This is a genomic window from Streptomyces sp. NPDC048419 (genome assembly GCF_043200415.1).
GTDB lineage: Bacteria > Actinomycetota > Actinomycetes > Streptomycetales > Streptomycetaceae > Streptomyces.
In genome coordinates, this window is record NZ_JBICXT010000002.1 from 699,879 (window position 1) to 719,476 (window position 19,598).

Sequence of the window (19,598 nt, forward strand, 5' to 3'; positions counted from 1 at the left end):
CGCGGCGAGGGCCTGTAGTCCAGGTCGACTCCCTCCCCGCGGAGCTTCGCGTTGCGTCGTCGGCCGTCCTTTCCGGACACCTCGAGGAGCCCCGCAATCATGGCGAACCGCCAGCAGCCCAGCACCATGCCGATCCACAAGTACGGCCGCTACGAGCAGGTCGACATCCCGGACCGCACCTGGCCGAACCAGCGGATCACCGTCGCCCCCCGCTGGCTCTCCACGGACCTGCGTGACGGCAACCAGGCACTGATCGACCCGATGTCGCCCGAGCGCAAGCGCCGGATGTTCGACCAGCTGGTCAAGATGGGCTACAAGGAGATCGAGGTCGGCTTTCCCGCCTCCGGCCAGACCGACTTCGACTTCGTGCGCTCCATCGTCGAGGAAGAGGGCGCGATCCCGGACGACGTCACCATCTCCGTACTGACCCAGGCCCGCGAGGACCTGATCGAGCGGACCGTGGAGTCGCTGAAGGGTGCCAGGCGCGCCAACGTCCACCTGTACAACGCCACCGCGCCGGTCTTCCGCCGGGTCGTCTTCCGCGGCTCCCAGGACGACATCAAGCAGATCGCCGTCGACGGCACGCGCCTGGTCGTGGAGTACGCCGAGAAGCTGCTGGGCCCGGAGACGGAATTCGGCTACCAGTACTCGCCCGAGATCTTCACCGACACCGAGCTGGACTTCGCGCTGGAGGTCTGCGAGGCGGTCATGGACGTCTGGCAGCCCGGTCCGGGCCGCGAGATCATCCTCAACCTGCCCGCCACGGTGGAGCGTTCGACGCCCTCCACGCACGCGGACCGCTTCGAGTGGATGCACCGCAACCTGTCGCGCCGCGAGCACGTCGTGCTGTCGGTCCACCCGCACAACGACCGCGGCACCGCCGTCGCCGCCGCCGAGCTGGCCGTGATGGCCGGCGCCGACCGCGTCGAGGGCTGTCTGTTCGGGCAGGGCGAGCGCACCGGCAACGTCGACCTGGTCACCCTGGGCATGAACCTGTTCTCGCAGGGCGTCGACCCGCAGATCGACTTCTCCGACATCGACGAGATCCGCCGCGTGTGGGAGTACTGCAACCAGATGGAGGTCCACCCGCGCCACCCGTACGTGGGCGACCTGGTCTACACGTCCTTCTCCGGCTCCCACCAGGACGCCATCAAGAAGGGCTTCGACGCGATGGAGGCCGACGCGGCCGCCAAGGGCGTCACCGTCGACGACATCGAGTGGGCCGTCCCGTACCTGCCGATCGACCCCAAGGACGTCGGCCGCTCCTACGAGGCCGTCATCCGCGTCAACTCGCAGTCCGGCAAGGGCGGTATCGCCTACGTCCTGAAGAACGACCACAAGCTGGACCTGCCGCGCCGGATGCAGATCGAGTTCTCGAAGCTGATCCAGGCCAAGACGGACGCCGAGGGCGGCGAGATCACCGGCTCCGACATCTGGTCGGTCTTCCAGGACGAGTACCTGCCGAACCCCCGGAACCCCTGGGGTCGGATCCAGGTCAAGAACGGCCAGTCGACCACCGACACCGACGGCGTGGACACCCTCAAGGTGGAGGCCACCGTCGACGGCGCCGACACCGTCCTGACCGGCTCCGGCAACGGTCCGATCTCGGCCTTCTTCGACGCCCTGCAGTCCATCGGCATCGACGTACGCCTGCTGGACTACCAGGAGCACACGATGAGCGAGGGCGCCTCCGCGCAGGCCGCGTCCTACATCGAGTGCGCCATCGACGGCAAGGTTCTGTGGGGGATCGGGATCGACGCGAACACGACGCGTGCGTCGCTGAAGGCGGTCGTCTCCGCCGTCAACCGAGCCGCCCGCTGACCCCTTCGACCGGGCCTTTTCGGCGCCCCGACCGCTGTGCACGGCGGTCGGGGCGCCGTCGTTTATCGGCCATCTCCACGTGGAGGTCACGGAAAGGTCTCGTCCGGGGTACTGACTAAGGCTCAAGGATGTGGCTAACATCACGCCAGCGGCGATGGGGCCGCGGGGTGAGGAGGTGCGACGTGCTGCCAGTACGGGGACGAAACGGCCGAGCCGCCAGGCCTGCGCGTTTGCTGGGCACCCGCACCGCGTGGACGCCCGTCGGAGACGGCGAGTTCTTCTGTCCCGGGTGCGGCGGCGACCGCAACTACCAGCGTCTGACGGGCCACCGTCGCTTCATCGTCCTGGGCGTGCCCGTGCTGCCGCGCGGCGAGACCGCCCCGGTCGTCGAATGCGCCTCCTGCCGCCGCCACTTCGGCACCGAAGCCCTCGACCACCCGACCACCACCCGCTTCTCCGCGATGCTCCGCGACGCCGTGCACACGGTCGCCCTGGCGGTGCTGACCGCGGGCGGCACCTGTGCGCGCACCGCCGTGGAGGCCGCCGCCGGCACGGTCCGCGCGGCCGGCTTCGACGACTGCACCGAGGAGCAGCTCAGCGCCCTCGTCGAGGCGCTGGCCGCGGACACCGGCCGGGTCTACGGCGAACCCTGCGGCACCGGACTCGCCATCGAGCTGCACGAGGCCCTGGACCCCCTCGCCCCGCACCTGGCCGCCGTAGGCCGCGAATCGATCCTGCTCCAGGGTGCCCGTATCGCCCTCGCCGACGGCCCGTACACGCCTGCCGAGCGCGATGTCCTGAGCACGGTGGGCGCGGCCCTGACGATCTGCGCGGACGACGTGACGCGGCTGCTGGCGGCGGCGCGTACGCCGTCCTGATACTCCCGTGGGAGTAATGCCGCCGCAGGACCGCCCACGGCAGTAGTGCGCAACTCGCCCGCACGCCCGACGAAGCCGGACCCGTGTGCCGGGAGTCTGGAGACGACCCAGACATCCCGACCGGAGGGGGGCCCGTCCATGGGGGCCGCAAGGACGCGAACAGGGGGCCGGCGTGCCGTGCCCTGGGTGGTGCTCGGCCTGTGGCTGGCGACGCTGGTGCTCGTCGGACCGTTCGCCGGGAAGTTCGGCGAGGTGCAGCAGAACCGGTCCGTGGACTATCTGCCGAACAGCGCCGACTCCACCCAAGTGGCTCGCATCCAGGATGAGTTGCCGGGCGGCCAGGCCACCGACCTGGTGCTCGTCTACCACCGCGGCGGCGGCCTCACCGCGGCCGACCGGCAGATGGCGGGCGCGCAGGTCGCCGAGATCGGGACCAAGTACGAGCTGACCGGGACCCCGAAGGCCGTGCCCTCGCGCGACGGCACCACGCTCATGTACCCGGTCTCCAGCACCGGGCCGGGACAGGACGACAAGGCGCGGGACGCCTTCGTCGACGGCGTGCGGGACATCGCGAACGGCGGTGCGGGGCTCAGCGCCGAGGTCGGCGGGCCCGGCGGCCTGAACACCGACATGAGCAAGGTCTTCGGCTCGATCGACGGCACCCTGCTCTACGCCACCCTCGGCGTCGTCACCGCCCTGCTGATCCTCATCTACCGCAGCCCCTTCCTATGGCTGGTGCCGCTCGCCTCCGCCGGAGTCGCCGCCGGCCTGGCGATGGCCGCCGCGTACGGCCTCCACGAGGGCTTCGGCGTCACCATCACCGGCCAGAGCGGCGGCGTGATGACGGTCCTCGTGCTCGGCGCGGGCACCGACTACGCCCTTCTGCTCATCTCCCGCTACCGCGAGGAACTACGGCGCCACGAGCGGCCCTACGACGCCATGCGCGCCGCCCTGAAGGGCTGCGGCCCGGCGGTCCTCGCCTCCTCCGGCACCGTCGCCGCCGGACTGCTGTGCCTGCTCGCCGCCGACCTCAACAGCAGCAGCGGCATGGGCCCGGTCGGCATGGTGGGCGTGCTCGCCGCGCTCGTCGCGATGCTCACCCTGCTGCCCGCCCTGCTGGTCCTCCTCGGCCGCCGCGTCTTCTGGCCGATGGTCCCGGCGTTCGGCAGCACACCGAAGGCACGGCGGTCGCTGTTCGCGGCGATGGGCAGCTCCGCCACCCGCCGCCCGGCCGCCGTGCTCACTCTCGGGGCCGTCCTCCTCGGGGCGCTCGCCCTGGGCGTGCTCAACCTGCCCGGCACGCTCAAGCAGGAGGACTCCTTCACCAAGAAGCCCGAGTCGATCTCCGCGACCCAGACCCTGGCCCGCGCCTACCCCGGGCGCAGCAGCCAGCCGATCACCGTCATCGCCCCCACGGCGAAGGCAGATGCCGTGCTGGTCAAGGCCCGTTCCACCGACGGCGTCGCGCAGGCGGCGCCCGGGCGCAGCGGCTCCGGCTGGACGGAGATCTCCGTCTTCGCCACCGCCGCCCCCGAGTCGCCGGGCGAGACGAGGACCATCGAGGCACTGCGCGCCGGGCTCGACGGCACCTACGGCACCTACGTCGGCGGTCCCAGCGCCCAGCAGCTCGACCTGGCCGACAGCCAGACCCGGGACCGCGAGGTGGTCGTACCGCTCGTGCTCGCCGCCGTGTTCGTGATCCTCGTAGGGCTGCTGCGCAGTCTCGTGGCGCCCCTGCTGCTGCTCGTCGCCGTGATCGCGGTGTGGGGCGCGTCCCTCGGGATCGGCGGGCTGGTGTTCGGGCCCGTGCTCGGCTTCGGCGGCACGGATTCGGGACTCGGCCTGCTGTCCTTCGTCTTCCTGGTGGCACTCGGCGTCGACTACGGCATCTTCCTGATGCACCGCATGCGCGAAGAGTCCCTGGCGGGCGCCGAACCGCAGACGGCGGCGCTGACCGCGCTGCGCACAACCGGCGGGGTCATCGCCTCCGCGGGCGTCGTACTGGCCGCGACCTTCGCCGTGCTGACCACGCTGCCGCTGGTGGGACTCGTCGAACTCGGCTTCGTGATCGCGGTCGGCGTGCTGCTGGACACCTTCCTGGTGCGGACGTACCTGGTGACGACGGCGAGCGTGCTGCTGCGCCGCAAGGTGTGGTGGCCGGGCCGGCTCTCGCGCGAGCCGGCCCGGGTGCGGGCACCACGCCGGCGGGAACCCGTGTGAAGCTGAACACCGTGGAGCACACGACAGCGTCGACGGCGCGGGAGCCGCGCAAGGGCGAGCGGATCATGGCGGTGATCAACCGTGACCCGCTGACCGCACCGCACCGGACCCGCAACGACGCGCTGCTCGCGGCCGGAGTCGCCGTGCTCGCCACGGCCGTCGCCCTCTTCGGAGACGAGGGCGGCAGGCCCGGCCCGCTCGGCCTGGCCCTGCTGCTCGCGGCCCACGTGCCGCTCGTCTGGCGGCGCAGCCGTCCCGTGCTGGCCCTGGCGGGCGTGGTGGCGTTCGCGGTGCCCTTCCACGCCCTCGACTACAACCACATCGCACCGACCCCGGCCTCGTACGTCGCGCTCTACACGGTCGCCGTCACCGGCCGCCCCCTGCGCACGGTCCTGACCGGCGTCACCGCCCTCGCGTTCGCCACGAGCGTGATGCTCACGGTCAACACCCACCAGGCCGTCGAGCTGCTCCGCGTCTCCGGCTGGATCATCGCCGTGCTCTTCTTCGGCGTCGACGTCCGCTACTACCGCCAGTACGTCGCCGGCATCGTCGAACGCGCCGAACGCGCCGAGCGCACCCGCGAGGAGGAGGCCCGCCGCCGGGTCGCCGAGGAGCGGCTGCGCATCGCCCGCGACCTGCACGACCTGCTCGCCCACACCATCACGCTCATCGGCGTGCAGACGTCCGTCGCCGCGCACGTCCTGGCCGCCGACCCCGAGCGCCTCGACCGCGAGACGATCGCCAAGGCGCTGGACGAGATCGCGGAGACCTGCCGCGCCGCGCGCGGCGAGCTGCGCACCACCCTGGAGGTGCTGCGCGCCGCCGAGCACGGCGAGGGCCGGGGCCCGCTGCCCGGCCTCGACGGTCTGCCCGACCTGGTGGAGGCGGCCCGGCTCGCTGGTGCGCGCGTCGAGCAGTGGGTACGGGTACGGCAGGCGCCGCCCGCCGTCGGCGCCGCCGCCTACCGGATCGTGCAGGAGGCGCTGACCAACGCCGTGCGGCACGCGGGGCCCGAACCCGCCGTACAGGTCGAGCTGTACGAGCGGGACGGCGCCCTGCGCCTGTCCGTCACCGACGACGGCACCGGGCCCACCCCGGGCGGTACGCCCGGCTTCGGGCTCGTGGGGATGCGGGAGAGGGCCCGCAGCGTGGGTGGCACACTCGACGCCGAACCGCGGGCACAGGGCGGTTTCGAGGTGAGCGCCGTACTGCCGCTGACGACCGCTGTGGAGGGGACCCGATGACGATCCGCGTGCTGCTCGCCGACGACCAGACGCTGGTGCGGGCCGCGTTCGCCATGCTGGTCGAGTCGGCGCGGGACATGGCGGTCGTCGGGCAGGCCGGCACCGGCCGGGAGGCCGTGGCGCTGGCCCGCAGCGAGCGCGCCGACCTGGTCGTGATGGACCTGCGCATGCCCGACCTGGACGGCATCGAGGCGACCCGTCTCATCGCCGCCGACGAGGACCTGACGGGGGTGCGGGTGCTGGTCCTGACCACCTACGACACCGACGAGCACATCGTGGAGGCGCTGCGCGCGGGCGCCTCCGGGTTCCTCGTCAAGGACACCCGCCCGGCCGAACTCCTCGACGCCATCCGCACGGTGGCCGCGGGCGAGGCGCTGCTCTCCCCGGGGCCCACGGGGCGGCTGATCGAGCGGTTCCTGCGCAGCCCGTCGGCGCCCGCGACAGGCGGTCCCGAATGCCTCTCCGGCCGGGAGCGGGAGGTGCTGACCCTGCTGGCGCGCGGGCTCAACAACGCCGAGATCGCCGAGGCGTTGGGGCTCAGCCCGCTGACCGCGAAGACCCATGTCAGCCGGATCATGGGGAAGCTGGGGGCGCGGGACCGGGCGCAGCTCGTCATCGTCGCCTACGAGTCGGGACTGGTGACTCCGGGAACGATGTGACGGTGACCTTCCTGAGCCGCACCCTCCTCGCCGCCACCGTGCTCCTCACGCCGCTCACCGCCCTCACGCCGGCCTCCGCCGCCACGGGCTGCACCTCGTCGCTGCCGTACGCGTCGGGCCAGGACGGCTACGACACCTTCCGCATCCCGGCGGCCGTCACCACCGGCCGGGGCACCCTCCTCGCCTTCGCCGAGGGCCGTCACAACAGCGCCGGCGACACCGGCCACATCGACGTCGTCCTGCGGCGCTCCGGCGACGGCGGCTGCACCTGGGGCCCGCTGAAGGTGGTGGCCGCCGGGAACGGCGACACCCGGGGCAACCCCGCACCCGTCGTCGACCCGCGCACCGGCGAGGTCGTCCTCGTCACGTCCTACAACAGCGGTGCTGTCACCGAGGCGCAGATCATGCGGGGCGAGGTGACTTGGCAGCAGAGCAGACGGGTGTTCGTGCAGCGCAGCCGGGACGACGGGCGGCACTTCACGGCGCCGCGGGACATCACCGGTGAGGTGAAGCCGGCCGGCTGGCGCTGGTACGCGACGGGACCGGGCCACGCGGTCGCCCTGACCCGCGGCCGGCACGCGGGGCGCCTGGTCGTCCCGGCCAACCACTCCGCGGCCCCGCCCGCCGGCTCCTCCGACACCGGCCAGGAGGCCAAGTACTACGGCGCGCACGCCCTTTACAGCGACGACGGCGGCCGTACCTGGCGGCTGGGCTTCGTGGACGACTCCTACGACGGCGTGGACAACTCCAACGAGTCCTCGGTCGCCCAACTGCCGGACGGCCGCCTCTACTTCAGCTCGCGCGACCAGAACGGCACGAGCGCCGGCAACCGGCTCGACACGTACTCCAGCGACGGCGGCGAGACTCTTGACCGCCCGTACGCCGTGCAGCCCACGCTCGACGACGTCCCGGTGGTCGAGGGCAGCGTCCTCCAACTCCAGGGCATGGACGCACCGTTGCTCTTCTCCGGCCCGTCCGTGCCGACCGCCCGCCGGGCGATGGCGATCTGGCGCAGCACGGACGGCGGAGCGACCTTCAGCAGGGCCCTGACGCTCTCGCAGCAGCCGGCCGCGTACTCCGACCTGGTGCAGGTCGGCCATCACACGGCGGGGATCCTGTACGAGACGGGCACGACCGGGACGTACGACACGATCGAGTTCCGGCGGCTGCCGGTGGACGGCTTCTAAAGCAGCCCCGCCCCGGCGAGGAACTTGCCGACCTGCTCGACCTCCTCCGGGGAGAGCGGCACCTGGGGTTCCGCGGTCGCCGGGCAGTCGATGACGCCGCGCAGGTGCAGGGCCGCCTTGAAGGCGCCGAGGGCCGAGGAGCCGCCGCCCATACGGGCCGGGTCGCCGACGGCCACCAGCCCGAACAGGGCGCACAGCCGGTCCTGTTCGTCGTGGGCCCGCTCCCGGTCGCCGGCCCGGCAGAGCCGGTCGAGGCGGACGTAGCCGTGCGGGTCGACGTTGGCGAGGCCGGGGACCGAACCGTCGGCGCCGAGCGCGAGGGCCGCGTCGACGAGCAGTTCCGAGCCGGTCAGGACGCTGAAGCCGGAGAGGTGGCGCGCTCCGGTGACGATCTCGCGGAAGGCGGCCAGGTCGCCGCTGGAGTCCTTCAGGCCCGCGAGCACACCGTCGGCGGCCAGGTCGAGGACGACGTCCGCGGGCAGCTTGGTGTGCACGGCGACCGGGATGTCGTACGCGATCACCGGCACCGGGGAGGCGGCCGCGACCAGGCGGAAGTGGCGGGCGATCTCGGCGGGATGGGTGCGGGCGTAGAAGGGCGCCGTCACCACCACCGCGGCCGCGCCCGCCGCCGTCACCGACGCCACGTGGTCCAGCACTCTCGGCGTCGTCATGTCGATCGCCCCGGCCAGTACCGGCACCTGGCCGCCCACATGGCCGGTCACCGCCTCCACCACCAGTCGGCGCTGCGTGTCGCGCAGATACGCCGCCTCCGACGAGGACCCCAGCACGAACAGCCCGTGCACCCCGCCCGCCAGCAGATGGTCGACCAGCCTGAGCAGGGAGGGGACGTCCACCTCGCGGTCCGGTGTCAGGGGCGTGCAGACGGGCGGGACGACACCGGTGAGCGGGGCGGGAAACGTCATGAGGGCTCCGTTGGATGGTTCTGGCGTACGAGGTCGCGGGTCGACTCGTCCTCCTGGACAGGATGGTGGCAGCGGAAGCGGTGGTCCGCGCTCGACGCGGCCGAGAAATCCGGCATGTCCGCCGCGCACATCTCGTCCGCCTTCCAGCAGCGGGTACGGAACGGGCAGCCGCTGGGCGGGCGCGTCGCCGAGGGGACCGGACCGGTCAGCGGGATCGGGTCGATGGGGTCGAGCAGGCCGGGGGTCGCCGAGAACAGGGCGCGGGTGTACGGGTGCCGGGCGCGCTCGGTGACCCGGGCGGCCGGTGACTCCTCGACGATCCGCCCGAGGTACATGGTGATCACGCGGTCGCTCATCCGCCGGACCGTCTGGATGTCGTGCGAGACGAACACCAGGGCCAGGCCCAGGCGTTCCTTCAGATCCAGCAGGAGGTTGAGGATCTGGGCGCGCACCGAGACGTCCAGGGCGCTGGTGGGCTCGTCGGCCACCACCAGATCGGGATCGAGCGCCAGCGCCCGGGCGATCGCCACGCGCTGGCGCTGGCCGCCCGAGAGCTGGCCGGGCAGGGCGTCGGTGAGGGCCCGGGGAAGACCGACGAGGGACATCAACTCCCGTACGCGTTCGTCCCGTCGGGCCTTCGCGCCGCGGTCGTGCACGTCCAGCGGGTCGCGCAGGATCTGCCGTACCGTCAGCCTCCGGTTCAGGGCCGTCGACGGGTCCTGGAAGATCATGCCGGTGCTGGCGCCGACGGCGGTCCGGCGTTCGGCGGGCGGCATCGTCCACAGGTCGCGGCCCTGGAAGGACACCGTGCCGCTCGTCGGCCGCACCACGCCCACCAGCACCTTCGCCAGGGTCGACTTGCCGCAGCCGGACTCGCCGACCACGCCCACCGTCTCGCCGGGCGCCACGGAGAGGTCGGCGCCGGTCAGGGCGTACACCCTGTCCCGGGTGAACAGGCCGCCGCTGCGCGCCTTGTGCACGACATGGGCGTCGGACAGCTCGACGATCGCGTTCAATTCACGGCCTCCGGCTCCTGCGTCACGAGTTCGGCCGCCGGATGGTGGCAGGCCGCCGTGTGCGTCGGTGTGCCCAGCAGACCGGGCGCGGTGGTGCGGCAGACCTCGGTGGCGAGCGGGCAGCGGTCGGCGAAGCGGCAGCCCGCCGGGAAGTCCGCGGGGGAGGGCACGACGCCCTTGATCTGCGTCATCCGCTCGGCCGCCGACTCCAGCGACAGCACGCTGCCGAGCAGCCCGCGGGTGTAGTGGTGGGCCGGTACCTCCACCAGGTCGGCGGTCACGCCCGTCTCCACGATCTGCCCGCCGTACATCACCACCACCCGGTCGGTGACGTCGGCGATCAGCGCCAGGTCGTGCGAGACGAGGATCAGCGCGAAGCCCAGCTCCTCGCGCAGACGCAGCAGCAGCTCTATGACCTGCGCCTGCACCGTCACGTCCAGGGCCGTGGTCGGCTCGTCGGCGACGATCAGCTTCGGGTCGCGGGACAGCGCCATGGCGATCAGCACACGCTGGCGCTGGCCGCCGGACAGCTCGTGCGGATAGCTGCGCAGGGTGCGCTCCGGATCGAGGCCGACCATGGTGAGCAGTTCGGCGGGGCCGCGCCGGCCGCCGCGCCGTACGACCTGCTTCAGCTGGGCGCGGATCGTCATCGCCGGATTGAGGGAGGACAGGGCGTCCTGGTAGACCATCGCCATCTCGTGGCCGAGCAGCCGGCGCCGTATCCGCATCGGCTCCGACAGCAACTCCCGCCGGCCGAACCGGACATGGCCGCGCACCCGGGCGCCCTTCGGCTCCAGACCCATGATCGACAGCGCCGTCAGCGACTTCCCGCACCCCGACTCTCCGACGAGACCGAGGACTTCACCGGCGTGCACCTCGAAGCTGATGCCGTCGACAATGTCCACACCCCCGTGCCGCTCCTCGAAACCAACGGCAAGTTTCTCAACAGCCAGGACGGCAGCACCGGAAAGGGGCGCGGGGAACTGCGCGCTCAGCCCGGACGGCGCCGCAGACGAACGCTTGGCACGCAACCGGGCGGCCGCCGCCGTCAGCCCCGGCAACTGCAGCACCTCCCCGCTCCCAGGCTCCGGAGCCTCCAACCGGTCGTCGTCCGCGCGTACGTCCACCTCTCGCGCCGGCGGAGCCGCCCACGCGTCCGACACCCCCTCCGACAGGATGTTCAGCGACAGCACGGTCACCAGGATCAGCAGGCCCGGAAACACCGTCGCCCACCAACCCCCGGTCAGCACCATGTCCTTGCCGTCCGCGATGACACTGCCCCAAGACGGGTCCGGAGGACGTACGCCCGCGCCGATGAAGGACAGCGACGCCTCGAAGACGATGGCCTCGGCGACCTGAACGGTGCAGAACACCAGGATCGGGGCGGCGCAGTTGATGGCGACGTGCCGGAGCACGATGTGCGGGGTGCGGGCGCCGATGACCCGTTCCGCCGTGACGTAGTCCTCGCCGTACTGGTCGAGGATGTTCGCCCGGACGACACGCGCTATGGGCGGCATGAACAGGAAGGCGATGGCGCAGATCAGCACGGTGATGCCGCCGCCGAAGACGGCGACCAGGACGGCCGCGAGGGCGATGCCGGGGAACGCCATCACCACGTCCAGGCAGCGCATCAGCGTCTCGTCCAGCGCCTTGCGGGAGGTGGCCGCGACCGCGCCGATCAGCGCGCCCACGACCAGCGCGAGGGCCGTCGCGCCGAGGCCGATCGCGAGCGACCAGCGGGCGCCGTACATCAGCCGGCTCAGGATGTCCCGGCCCAGGCTGTCCTGCCCCATCCAGTGCTCGGCCGAGGGATGCCCGGTGGCGTCGACGGGCGGCTGCTGGTCGAGCGGGTCGTGCGGCGCGAGCAGGGGCGCGAACACGGCCACCAGGACCACCAGGACCAGGAAGCAGACGGCGGCCTTCGACAGCGGCGGCAGCCTGCGCCAGCCGCGCAGGCCGACACCGGGCCGGGACAGCGCCCCGGTGAGGTTCTTGCGCGTGAACTGCGTGATCATGCGGCCGCATCCCTCAGTTTCGGGTTGACCAGCAGGTACAGGACGTCGATGACGAGGTTGACCACGACGAAGCCGGTCGCCGTGGTCAGCACGACCCCCTGGACCACCGCCGGGTCGCCGTTCTTCACGGCGTCGATCATCAGCTTGCCCATGCCGGGCAGCGAGAAGATCGTCTCGATGACGACCGCGCCACCGAGCAGATACCCGACGCGCAGGCCCAGCACGGTCAGCGGGTTGATGAGGGCGTTGCGCAGCACGTTGCGTCCCACGACCACGTGCGGCGGCAGCCCGCTCCCGATCGCCGTGCGGACGTAGTCCTTGTCCAGCTCCTCCACCACCGACGTCCGTACGATGCGCGTCAGTTGGGCCGCGACGGGCAGCGACAGGGCGAGGGCGGGCAGGGTCATCGTCTTCAGCCAGCCGGTGAAGGAGTCGGCCGGGTTGATGTAGCCGCCGGTCGGGAACCAGCCCAGCTCGACCGCCAGGTACTGGATCATCAGCAGCGCCAGCCAGAAGCCGGGGGCGGCCACGCCGGTCAGCGAGACGACCCGGATGACCTGGTCGGGCAGCCGGTCGCGGTAGATCGCCGCCGTCACCCCGCCGAGCAGCGCCAGCACCACCGCGATGCCGAGGCCCAGGAAGGTGAGCTGGAGGGTCAGCGGCAGCGCGGTGGTGACCTGGTCGAGCACGGGGGCGCGGGTCAGCGCGCTGGTGCCCATGTCGCCGTGGAGCAGGTCGCCGACGAAGTGGAGGTAGCGCACGGGCAGCGGGTCCAGCAGGCCGTTCTGCTCGCGGAAGTCGTGCAGTTGCTGCGGGGTGGGGTTCGCGCCCTGGAAGAACGCGGACGCCGGGTCGACGTCCGAGAAGCGCATCACCAGGAACACGAACAGCACGATGCCGAGCATCAGCGGCACGAGCAGGGCGATGCGGCGGAGCAGGATCCTGACGACGGCGATCACGAAGCGGACTCCCCTGCCCCTAGGCCCACTTGGCCTGGAGGACGTTGATGCCGGGGTAGGGCTGCGCCCTTATGCCGGTGAGCTGTTTCGGGTCCCAGGCGGTGATCAGCTCGTTGTGGACGACGGGGTAGAGCACGACCTGCTCGGCGACGGTGTCGACGTAGTCCTGGATCATCGCCTTCTTCTTGTCCGGGTCGGGCTCCTGGGTGGCCCGGTCCATGTCCTTGAAGAGCTGCTTGGCGACGGAGTTGTCGGCCCACCGGGTGTACTGCATCCAGAGATTGGTGGGCCCGTAGTTGTAGTGCATGATCAGGTCGGCGTCGAGGCCGAACTGGTTGGGGTTGGAGGCGGCGGCGACCACCTGGTAGTCCTGCTTCTGGTCCATCTTGGTGAAGACGGCCGTGGTCTCCTGCGGGGAGAGGGTCGTCTTGACGCCGATCGCGTCCCAGGAGGCCTTGATGGTCGGCAGGCAGTCGACGATCCAACTGACGTTCACGGCCAGGATCTCGATCTTCAGCCCGCTGACCCCGGCCGCCTTCAGCAGCGCCTTCGCCTTCTCCGGGTCGTAGTCGTAGACCGTCTTCGCCCGCCGGTAGGTGGGGTTGCCCTCGTTCAGGAACGACGACGACGGCTTGCCGTGGCCCTTCAGCGCGACCTGCACCATCTTCTCGGTGTCGATGGCGTAGTGCAGTGCCTGGCGCACCCGTACGTCGTCGAAGGGCTTGTGCTTGGTGTCGAACATCAGGAACAGGTTGTTCATGCCGGCGCCGCCCGCCACCGTCAGCCCGCCGCTCTCCAGCTGCTTGATGTTGGCGTACGGGATGTTGTCGGAGATCTGCGCGCCCGCGCTGGAGCCGGAGATCTTGGCGACGCGCGGCGCGGCGTCCACGATCGTCAGCCAGTTCATGTTCTTGAAGGCGGGCGGGCGAGGGCCGTTGTAGTCGGCGAACGCCTCGAAGGTGGTGTTCGACTTCGGGTGGTGCGCGCTCTGCCGGTACGGTCCCGAGCCGACCGCCAGGCCCTTGATCGCGTCGTCCCAGGCGCCGGGCTTGGAGAAGACGTGCTTCGGCATGATCTTCGCCAGGGTGAGTCGCGAAACCCCGTCCGGGAAGGGGAAGTTGAGCACCAGCTCGACGTTCTGCGCGTCGATCTTGCGGACCTCCTTCAGCCAGCCGGCGAAGAAGCCCTTGGCGAGCGTCTGCGTCTTGGGGTCGAGGATGCGGTCGAAGACGAACACCACGTCGTCGGCGGTGACGGGCCTGCCGTCGTGGAACTTGGCGCCCGCGCGCAGCGTGAACTTCCAGGAGGTGGCGTTCACGTCCTTGGGCAGCTCGGTGGCGAGCGCGGCGTAGGGCTTGCGGGAGATCGGGTCGGTGTCGAGCAGGCCCTCGTAGATGTGGTTGTTGCCGGCCATGCAGAAGGCGGACGCGGTCTGGGTGGGGTCCCAGGTGCCGTCGTTGCCGTAGCCGATGACAGCGGTCAGGGTGCGGTTCCTGCCGCTCCCGCTGCCGGTGTCGTTCGTGGACTGGGGCCCCGAGGAGCAGGCCGACAGCGACGCGGAGACGGCGGTGGCCGCACCCATCGCGCCGGTGTACTTCAGGAAGGTCCGGCGATGCACGGTTCCTCCAGCGAGTGAGGAGATACGACGTCCTACGTCCTGCCGTCAGCCGCGACCATAGGAGCGGCCCGGGGGGCGGTCAAGGGCCCGCACACGAATGGCGTAGCTGCCAGAGGTCGAGCCAATGGCGGAGCCGGTGGCGGGAGTTGGCGCACGTCAGTGCCGGACATGGGACGTGGGACGTCCGGTGCGCGTACGATGCGGCGCATGGCCGCGGAGCCGAGGAACAGGGAGACCAGGAACCCCAGGGGCGCGGAGTCCGGCAACAGCCGGATACGGCGGGAGGTCGTGCAGCTGATCCTCGACCGAAGGCTCCGGCCGGGCGCGCCGCTGCCCACCGAGGCCGAGCTGATGGAGGACCTCGGCGTCAGCCGCAACTCCGTGCGCGAGGCCCTCAAGGCGCTCCAGGCACTCGACATCGTGGAGATCAGACACGGCTACGGCACCTACGTCGGCCAGGCCTCGCTGACCCCGCTGATCGACGGGCTCACCTTCCGCACGCTCGCCTCGCACGACGACGACACCGGGGCGCTCGCCGAGATCCTCCAGGTGCGCGAGGTCCTGGAGGAGGGGCTGATCCGGCGCATCGCGGGGTCGGTCGCCGAGGCGGAGCTGGACACGCTGGAGGAGGTCGTCGCGGGGATGGAGGCGGCGGTCCGCGCGGGGCGTCCCTTCCCCGAACTCGACCGCGAGTTCCACGAGTTGCTCTACGCGTCGCTCGGCAACGCCCTCGTGCCCCAGCTGCTCGGGGCCTTCTGGACCGTCTTTCGCAGGGTGGCCGGGGCCCGCGGCTGGACGGACGACCCGGAGCCGGAGGTGACGGTCCGCCGGCACCGGGACATCGTGACCGCGCTGCGGGCCGGGGACGCCGAGGGTGCGGAGCGTGCGATGGTGCACCACTTCCGGGGCATCGAGGACCGTACGCTGGCGCGATGACGGACACCTGGCGGCCGGCGGACCCCGGTGTGCTGCGACTGCCCTCCGGGCGGCTGGTCCGGGGCCGGGGCCTGCGGCACCCCCTCGCGGAGGGAGCGCCCACGCCCTCGTACGCCCTCTACCTCCTCGGCCGCCGACCCCCGCCCGTCACCTGGGAGTTCCGCTGGGTCCGCTGGCCGGACTTCCGCCTCCCGGCCGACCGCGCGGACGCCCGCGCGGCCCTGGCCGAGGCCTGGCGGCGGGCCGCCGTGGAGCGCGTCGAGATCGCCTGCGGCGGCGGGCGCGGCCGCACCGGCACGGCACTGGCCTGTCTGGCGGTCCTGGACGGCGTATCAGCCGAAGAGGCGGTGGCCTTCGTACGGCGGCACTACGACCGGCGCGCGGTGGAGACGCCGTGGCAGAAGCGGTACGTGCGGCAGTTCTGACCGAGCGGTGTCAGCCGAGGGTTTCGGCCACGATAGCCGCCGCCCTTGCGAGCAGGCTGTCGTCCCAAGCGGCGTCCTGCCGCGGCTTCGTCGACAGGACGGCCAGGACGACCGGGGCGCCGTCGGCCGTCCATGCGACGGCCACGTCGTTGGTGGTGCCGTAGGAACCGGAGCCCGTCTTGTCGCCGACCGTCCAGGTGGCGGGCAGGCCGGCGCGGATGCGGTGGTCGCCGGTCGTGTTGGTCAGCAGCCAGTGGGTCAGGCGGTCGCGGTCCGGGCCGTTCAAGGCGTGGCCGAGGACCAGGCAGGCGTAGCTGCCGCCGATGGCGCGAGGGCTCGTGGTGTCCGTACGGCGGCCCGGTTCGGCCGAGTTGAGGTCCGGCTCCCACCTGTCCAGGCGGGTCACAGGGTCGCCGAGGGAGCGGGCGAAGCGGGTCACGGCGGTGGGGCCGCCGAGCAGGCGCAGCAGGAGGTTGGCGGCCGAGTTGTCGCTGTAGCGGATGGCGGCGTCGCAGAGTTCGGCGACCGTCATGCCGTGGGCCAGGTGCTCCTCCGTGCCCGTGACGGGGGCGCCGTCCACGAGGTCCGCGCGCGTGTAGTGGATGCGGCGGGCGAGGACCTCGCCGTGCCGGTCCAGGTCGCGCAGGACGGCGCCGGCGACCAGCGTCTTGAAGGTCGAGCACATGGGGAAGCGCTCGTCGGCGCGGTGGGTGACGGAGCGTCCCGTGCGGACGTCGTGCGCGAAGACGCCGAGCCGGGCGCCGTGCCGCTGCTCCAGCGCGCGCAGGCGGTCGGTGATGGCGTGGGCGGGCGCGCTGGTCAGGAGCGCGGCGGCGGTGGCGGTGCCCGCGGTGAGCAGGGTGCGTCGGCCTGGGATCGTGTTCTCCTTCGGTCGGTACGAGACGACGATCTTCCGTCTTCGATCTTCCGTCTTCCTAGATCTTCCGTCTTCCTACCCATGATCGACGCCGTACGTCATTCGTTGGTTGAGCGGTCGTAGACCATCGGCGGACGGCGGGGCGCGCCGGTGCCCGGCACAGTGAACGGCATGGAGAAGACGAAGGGGATCACCCGGGCACGGTTCCTCGCGGGGGCGGCGGCCCTCGGAGCGGCGGCGACGGTGCTGCCGTCCCGTCCGGCGGTGGCCGCAGGCGGCCTCGGGCACCGCGGTGTCGTCTACACCGTCGGCGAGGGCGAGACGCCCGGGACCGCGTGGAGCGCGGCCCGGATGCGCCGGGACATCCGCGCCGTCCGCGACCGCCTGCACGCCGACACCGTCGACGTCACCGGCGACGGCGTCGAACGGCTCACCGCCACCGCCACCGAGGCCGCCGAGCAGGGGCTGCACGTGTGGCTCCAGCCGACCCTCGCGGACGCGCCCGAGCGGGACATCCTGGAGCACATGGCCGAGTGCGGCCGGTTCGCGGAGCGGCTGCGGCGCCACGGCGCGAGCGTCGACTTCAGCGTGGGCTGCGAGTTCTGGCTGTTCGTGCCCGGGATCGTGCCGGGGGCGACGGTCATGGACCGGGTGCGGAACATGATGGAGGGCGACTTCGACCCCGTGAAGATGCAGCGCCGCCTGGACCGCTTCACCGCGAAGGCGGCGGCGCTCGGCCGGTCCGTCTTCCACGGAAACCTCGGCTACGCCGCCGCCCAGGACGACGAGGTGGACTGGCGGCTCTTCGACGTCGTCGGCATCGACTACTACTCGTACTTCCGCCACCCTGCCGACTACGTACGGGAGTTGAGGAAATACCAGCGCTGGGGCAAGCCCCTCGCCATCACCGAGTTCGGCACCTGCACCTACCGGGGCGCACCCCAGGCGGGCGGCATGGGCTGGGACGTCGTCGACTACGACAAGGGCGAGATCAAGGGACACCTGGTGCGCAGCGAGCACACCCAGGCCGCCTACCTGACCGACCTGGTGCGGGTCTTCGAGTCGATGGGCCTGTACGCGGCGATGGCCTTCGAGTTCGTCACCCCGGACGCCCCGCACCGCGCCGACGACCCGCGCAAGGACCTCGACATGGCGAGCTACAGCATCACCAAGGCGATCAAGGACCGCCCCGACGACCCCCGTTCGGGCTGGCACTGGGAGCCGAAGGAGGCGTTCCACGCACTGGCCCGGCAGTACGGCCGGTGCGCTCGACGGCCCTGATCGGGCTACCGGCAGTAGACGTCCCGCCGCGGCCGCTCCCCGGTCGCCAGGAAACGTGAGACCGTCGCGTCGCCGCACGCGTTGCCGTTGTCGAGATAGGCGTCGTGGCCGGTGGAGTTCACCGTCACCATCACGGCACGGCGGCCCAGGGCCTCGCGCAGCTTCCGGGCGCCGCTCAGCGGCGTCGCGACGTCGCGACGGTTCTGGACGAGCAGGACGTTGGAGGGGCCCCGGTCGGTGATCCGTACCGGCGCCCGCTCCGGCTGCCAGGGCCAGGCGGCGCACACCATGGCGTTGCGGGGCATGCCCGCGGTGAGCGGGTACTTGGCCCGGCTCTCCTCGACCGCCTTGCGGTACACGGCGGCCGACTTCGGCCAGGCGGCGTCGTTGCATATGGTGGCGGCGCCGACCGCGGTGTAGTTCTGCAGCACCGGGTCCGGGGGCGACTGCGGGGCGGGAGGCACCTCGCCCTTCTGCGCGGCCAGGATCAGCTGCGCCAGGCCGGCGTAGTCGTCGGGGTCGTAGAAGCTGTTCAGCATGGTCTGGCGCAGGACGTTGCCGTTGAGCTCCTCCGGGTCGGCGCCGGGCCACGGGATCGGTTCGCGGTCCAGGCGGGCGGCCAGGCGCAGGAAGAGCGGGCGGACCTCGGCGGCCGTATCGGCCAGACGGTACGGATTTCCGGGCGCGGACGCCCACTTGGCGAACTCGGGGAAGTTGTCCTCGACGCCCACCTCGGCCGCCTCCAGCCAGGCGCGCTCCACCTTCGCCGGGTCGGGATTGTCGTTGCTGTCCAGCACGATGCGGTCGGTGTGCTGCGGGAAGAGCTGGGCGTACACGGCCCCGACGTACGTGCCGTACGAGACGCCCCACGCCGAGAGCTTCCGCTCGCCGAGGGCGGCCCGGATGCTGTCGAGGTCGCGGGCGTTGTCGACCGTGCTGATGTGCCGCATCAGCTCGCCGCCGTTGCGCGCGCAGGCTTGCGAGATACGGCGGGCGGTGGTCATGTTCTGGCCGACGGAGCCGTCGGCGGCGGGCCAGGGCCGCAGCGCGGTCAGGGCGAGGTCGGCATGGTCGAGGCCACAATCGACTGTGGTCGAGGGCGCGTTGCCGCGCGGCGCGTACCCGATCAGGTCGTAGGAGTCCCGGACGCTCCGCGGCAGCTTCTGTCCCTTCCCCGAGGGGTCCGCGAGGCTGGTGCCGCCGGGGCCGCCCGGTACCAGGAACAGGGCGCCCCGGCGGGCGGACGGCCGCTCGGCGGGGATGCGGGAGAGGGCCAGGTCGATCTTCGGGCCGTCGGGACGGGCGTAGTCCAACGGGACTTCGAGGGTCGCGCACTGCTGCCGGGTGTCGAGGCCGCTGCCGTCGCACCTGGCCCATTTCAGGGAAGAGGCGGACGCGTCGGCGGCGGACGCGGTCAGGGGCGTGACGACACCGAAGACGATGCCGGAGGCGGCTGCGATCAGGGCTGCGCTCTTCGTGATCTCCTTCATACCTACGAGCCTCCCGGACCCGGCCCGCACCTCCCATCCGGGCAACTGC

16 protein-coding genes are annotated in these 19,598 nt (G+C 71.8%); 9 read left to right on the plus strand and 7 right to left on the minus strand.

Annotated elements, in window-relative coordinates; translation table 11 throughout:
• Positions 1-99: 99 nt before the first annotated feature.
• The 6 genes from leuA (at position 100) to ACGFYN_RS07105 (ending at position 8,009) form a co-directional block, all read left to right on the plus strand.
• Positions 100-1,821 (plus strand): 2-isopropylmalate synthase, encoded by a 1,722-nt coding sequence (gene leuA / locus ACGFYN_RS07080; protein ID WP_393864723.1) that lies wholly within the window; start codon positions 100-102, stop codon positions 1,819-1,821.
• Positions 1,822-2,003: 182 nt separating this feature from the next.
• Positions 2,004-2,699 carry a TerB family tellurite resistance protein gene (locus tag ACGFYN_RS07085; RefSeq protein WP_393864724.1) on the plus strand — a complete coding sequence of 232 codons (696 nt, stop codon included), beginning with the start codon at positions 2,004-2,006 and terminating at the stop codon, positions 2,697-2,699.
• A 138-nt stretch (positions 2,700-2,837) separates the two neighbouring features.
• Positions 2,838-4,919 carry an MMPL family transporter gene (locus tag ACGFYN_RS07090; RefSeq protein ID WP_393864725.1) on the plus strand — a complete coding sequence of 694 codons (2,082 nt, stop codon included), beginning with the start codon at positions 2,838-2,840 and terminating at the stop codon, positions 4,917-4,919.
• Between the two features lie 65 nt (positions 4,920-4,984).
• Positions 4,985-6,163: a sensor histidine kinase gene (locus tag ACGFYN_RS07095; RefSeq protein ID WP_393864873.1), complete on the plus strand. Its 1,179-nt coding sequence runs from the start codon at positions 4,985-4,987 to the stop codon at positions 6,161-6,163.
• A complete protein-coding gene (locus ACGFYN_RS07100; protein ID WP_393864726.1) occupies positions 6,160-6,822 on the plus strand; it encodes a response regulator in 663 nt (220 codons plus the stop codon). The genes ACGFYN_RS07095 and ACGFYN_RS07100 overlap by 4 nt, the downstream gene beginning before the upstream one ends.
• Positions 6,823-6,824: 2 nt before the next feature.
• Complete coding sequence (locus tag ACGFYN_RS07105) at positions 6,825-8,009, plus strand: exo-alpha-sialidase (RefSeq protein ID WP_393864727.1); 1,185 nt, start codon at positions 6,825-6,827, stop codon at positions 8,007-8,009.
• Here ACGFYN_RS07105 and ACGFYN_RS07110 read toward each other — a convergent pair.
• The 5 genes from ACGFYN_RS07110 to ACGFYN_RS07130 are packed head-to-tail and all read right to left on the minus strand — an operon-like array spanning position 8,006 to position 14,540.
• Positions 8,006-8,932 (minus strand): dihydrodipicolinate synthase family protein, encoded by a 927-nt coding sequence (locus tag ACGFYN_RS07110; RefSeq protein ID WP_393864728.1) that lies wholly within the window; start codon positions 8,930-8,932, stop codon positions 8,006-8,008. The two genes, ACGFYN_RS07105 and ACGFYN_RS07110, sit on opposite strands and share 4 nt — an antisense overlap.
• Complete coding sequence (locus tag ACGFYN_RS07115) at positions 8,929-9,948, minus strand: oligopeptide/dipeptide ABC transporter ATP-binding protein (protein WP_393864729.1); 1,020 nt, start codon at positions 9,946-9,948, stop codon at positions 8,929-8,931. Before ACGFYN_RS07115 ends, ACGFYN_RS07110 begins: the two co-directional genes overlap by 4 nt.
• The gene (locus tag ACGFYN_RS07120; RefSeq protein ID WP_393864730.1) at positions 9,945-11,963 is read right to left on the minus strand and encodes a dipeptide/oligopeptide/nickel ABC transporter permease/ATP-binding protein; all 2,019 of its coding nucleotides are present in this window, start codon (positions 11,961-11,963) and stop codon (positions 9,945-9,947) included. Before ACGFYN_RS07120 ends, ACGFYN_RS07115 begins: the two co-directional genes overlap by 4 nt.
• On the minus strand, positions 11,960-12,922 hold the full coding sequence (locus tag ACGFYN_RS07125) for an ABC transporter permease (RefSeq protein WP_393864731.1): 963 nt from the start codon (positions 12,920-12,922) through the stop codon (positions 11,960-11,962). The genes ACGFYN_RS07120 and ACGFYN_RS07125 overlap by 4 nt, the downstream gene beginning before the upstream one ends.
• A 19-nt stretch (positions 12,923-12,941) precedes the next feature.
• Positions 12,942-14,540: an ABC transporter substrate-binding protein gene (locus tag ACGFYN_RS07130; RefSeq protein ID WP_393864732.1), complete on the minus strand. Its 1,599-nt coding sequence runs from the start codon at positions 14,538-14,540 to the stop codon at positions 12,942-12,944.
• 198 nt (positions 14,541-14,738) lie between these two features.
• Here ACGFYN_RS07130 and ACGFYN_RS07135 point away from each other — a divergent pair, with 198 nt between their 5' ends.
• A complete protein-coding gene (locus tag ACGFYN_RS07135; protein WP_393864874.1) occupies positions 14,739-15,476 on the plus strand; it encodes a FadR/GntR family transcriptional regulator in 738 nt (245 codons plus the stop codon).
• Complete coding sequence (locus ACGFYN_RS07140; protein WP_393864733.1) at positions 15,473-15,901, plus strand: protein-tyrosine phosphatase family protein; 429 nt, start codon at positions 15,473-15,475, stop codon at positions 15,899-15,901. Before ACGFYN_RS07135 ends, ACGFYN_RS07140 begins: the two co-directional genes overlap by 4 nt.
• Positions 15,902-15,911: 10 nt before the next feature.
• Here ACGFYN_RS07140 and bla read toward each other — a convergent pair whose 3' ends face one another.
• On the minus strand, positions 15,912-16,811 hold the full coding sequence (gene bla / locus ACGFYN_RS07145; protein WP_393864875.1) for a class A beta-lactamase: 900 nt from the start codon (positions 16,809-16,811) through the stop codon (positions 15,912-15,914).
• A gap of 138 nt (positions 16,812-16,949) precedes the next feature.
• On the opposite strand from bla, the gene ACGFYN_RS07150 reads away from it, so the two are divergent.
• Entirely contained in the window at positions 16,950-18,059 is a 1,110-nt protein-coding gene (locus ACGFYN_RS07150; protein ID WP_393864734.1) for an abortive phage infection protein, read from the plus strand.
• Positions 18,060-18,064: 5 nt separating this feature from the next.
• Here the strand turns inward: ACGFYN_RS07150 and ACGFYN_RS07155 are convergent, their stop codons facing one another.
• Complete coding sequence (locus ACGFYN_RS07155) at positions 18,065-19,549, minus strand: alpha/beta hydrolase (protein ID WP_393864735.1); 1,485 nt, start codon at positions 19,547-19,549, stop codon at positions 18,065-18,067.
• Positions 19,550-19,598 lie beyond the last annotated feature (49 nt).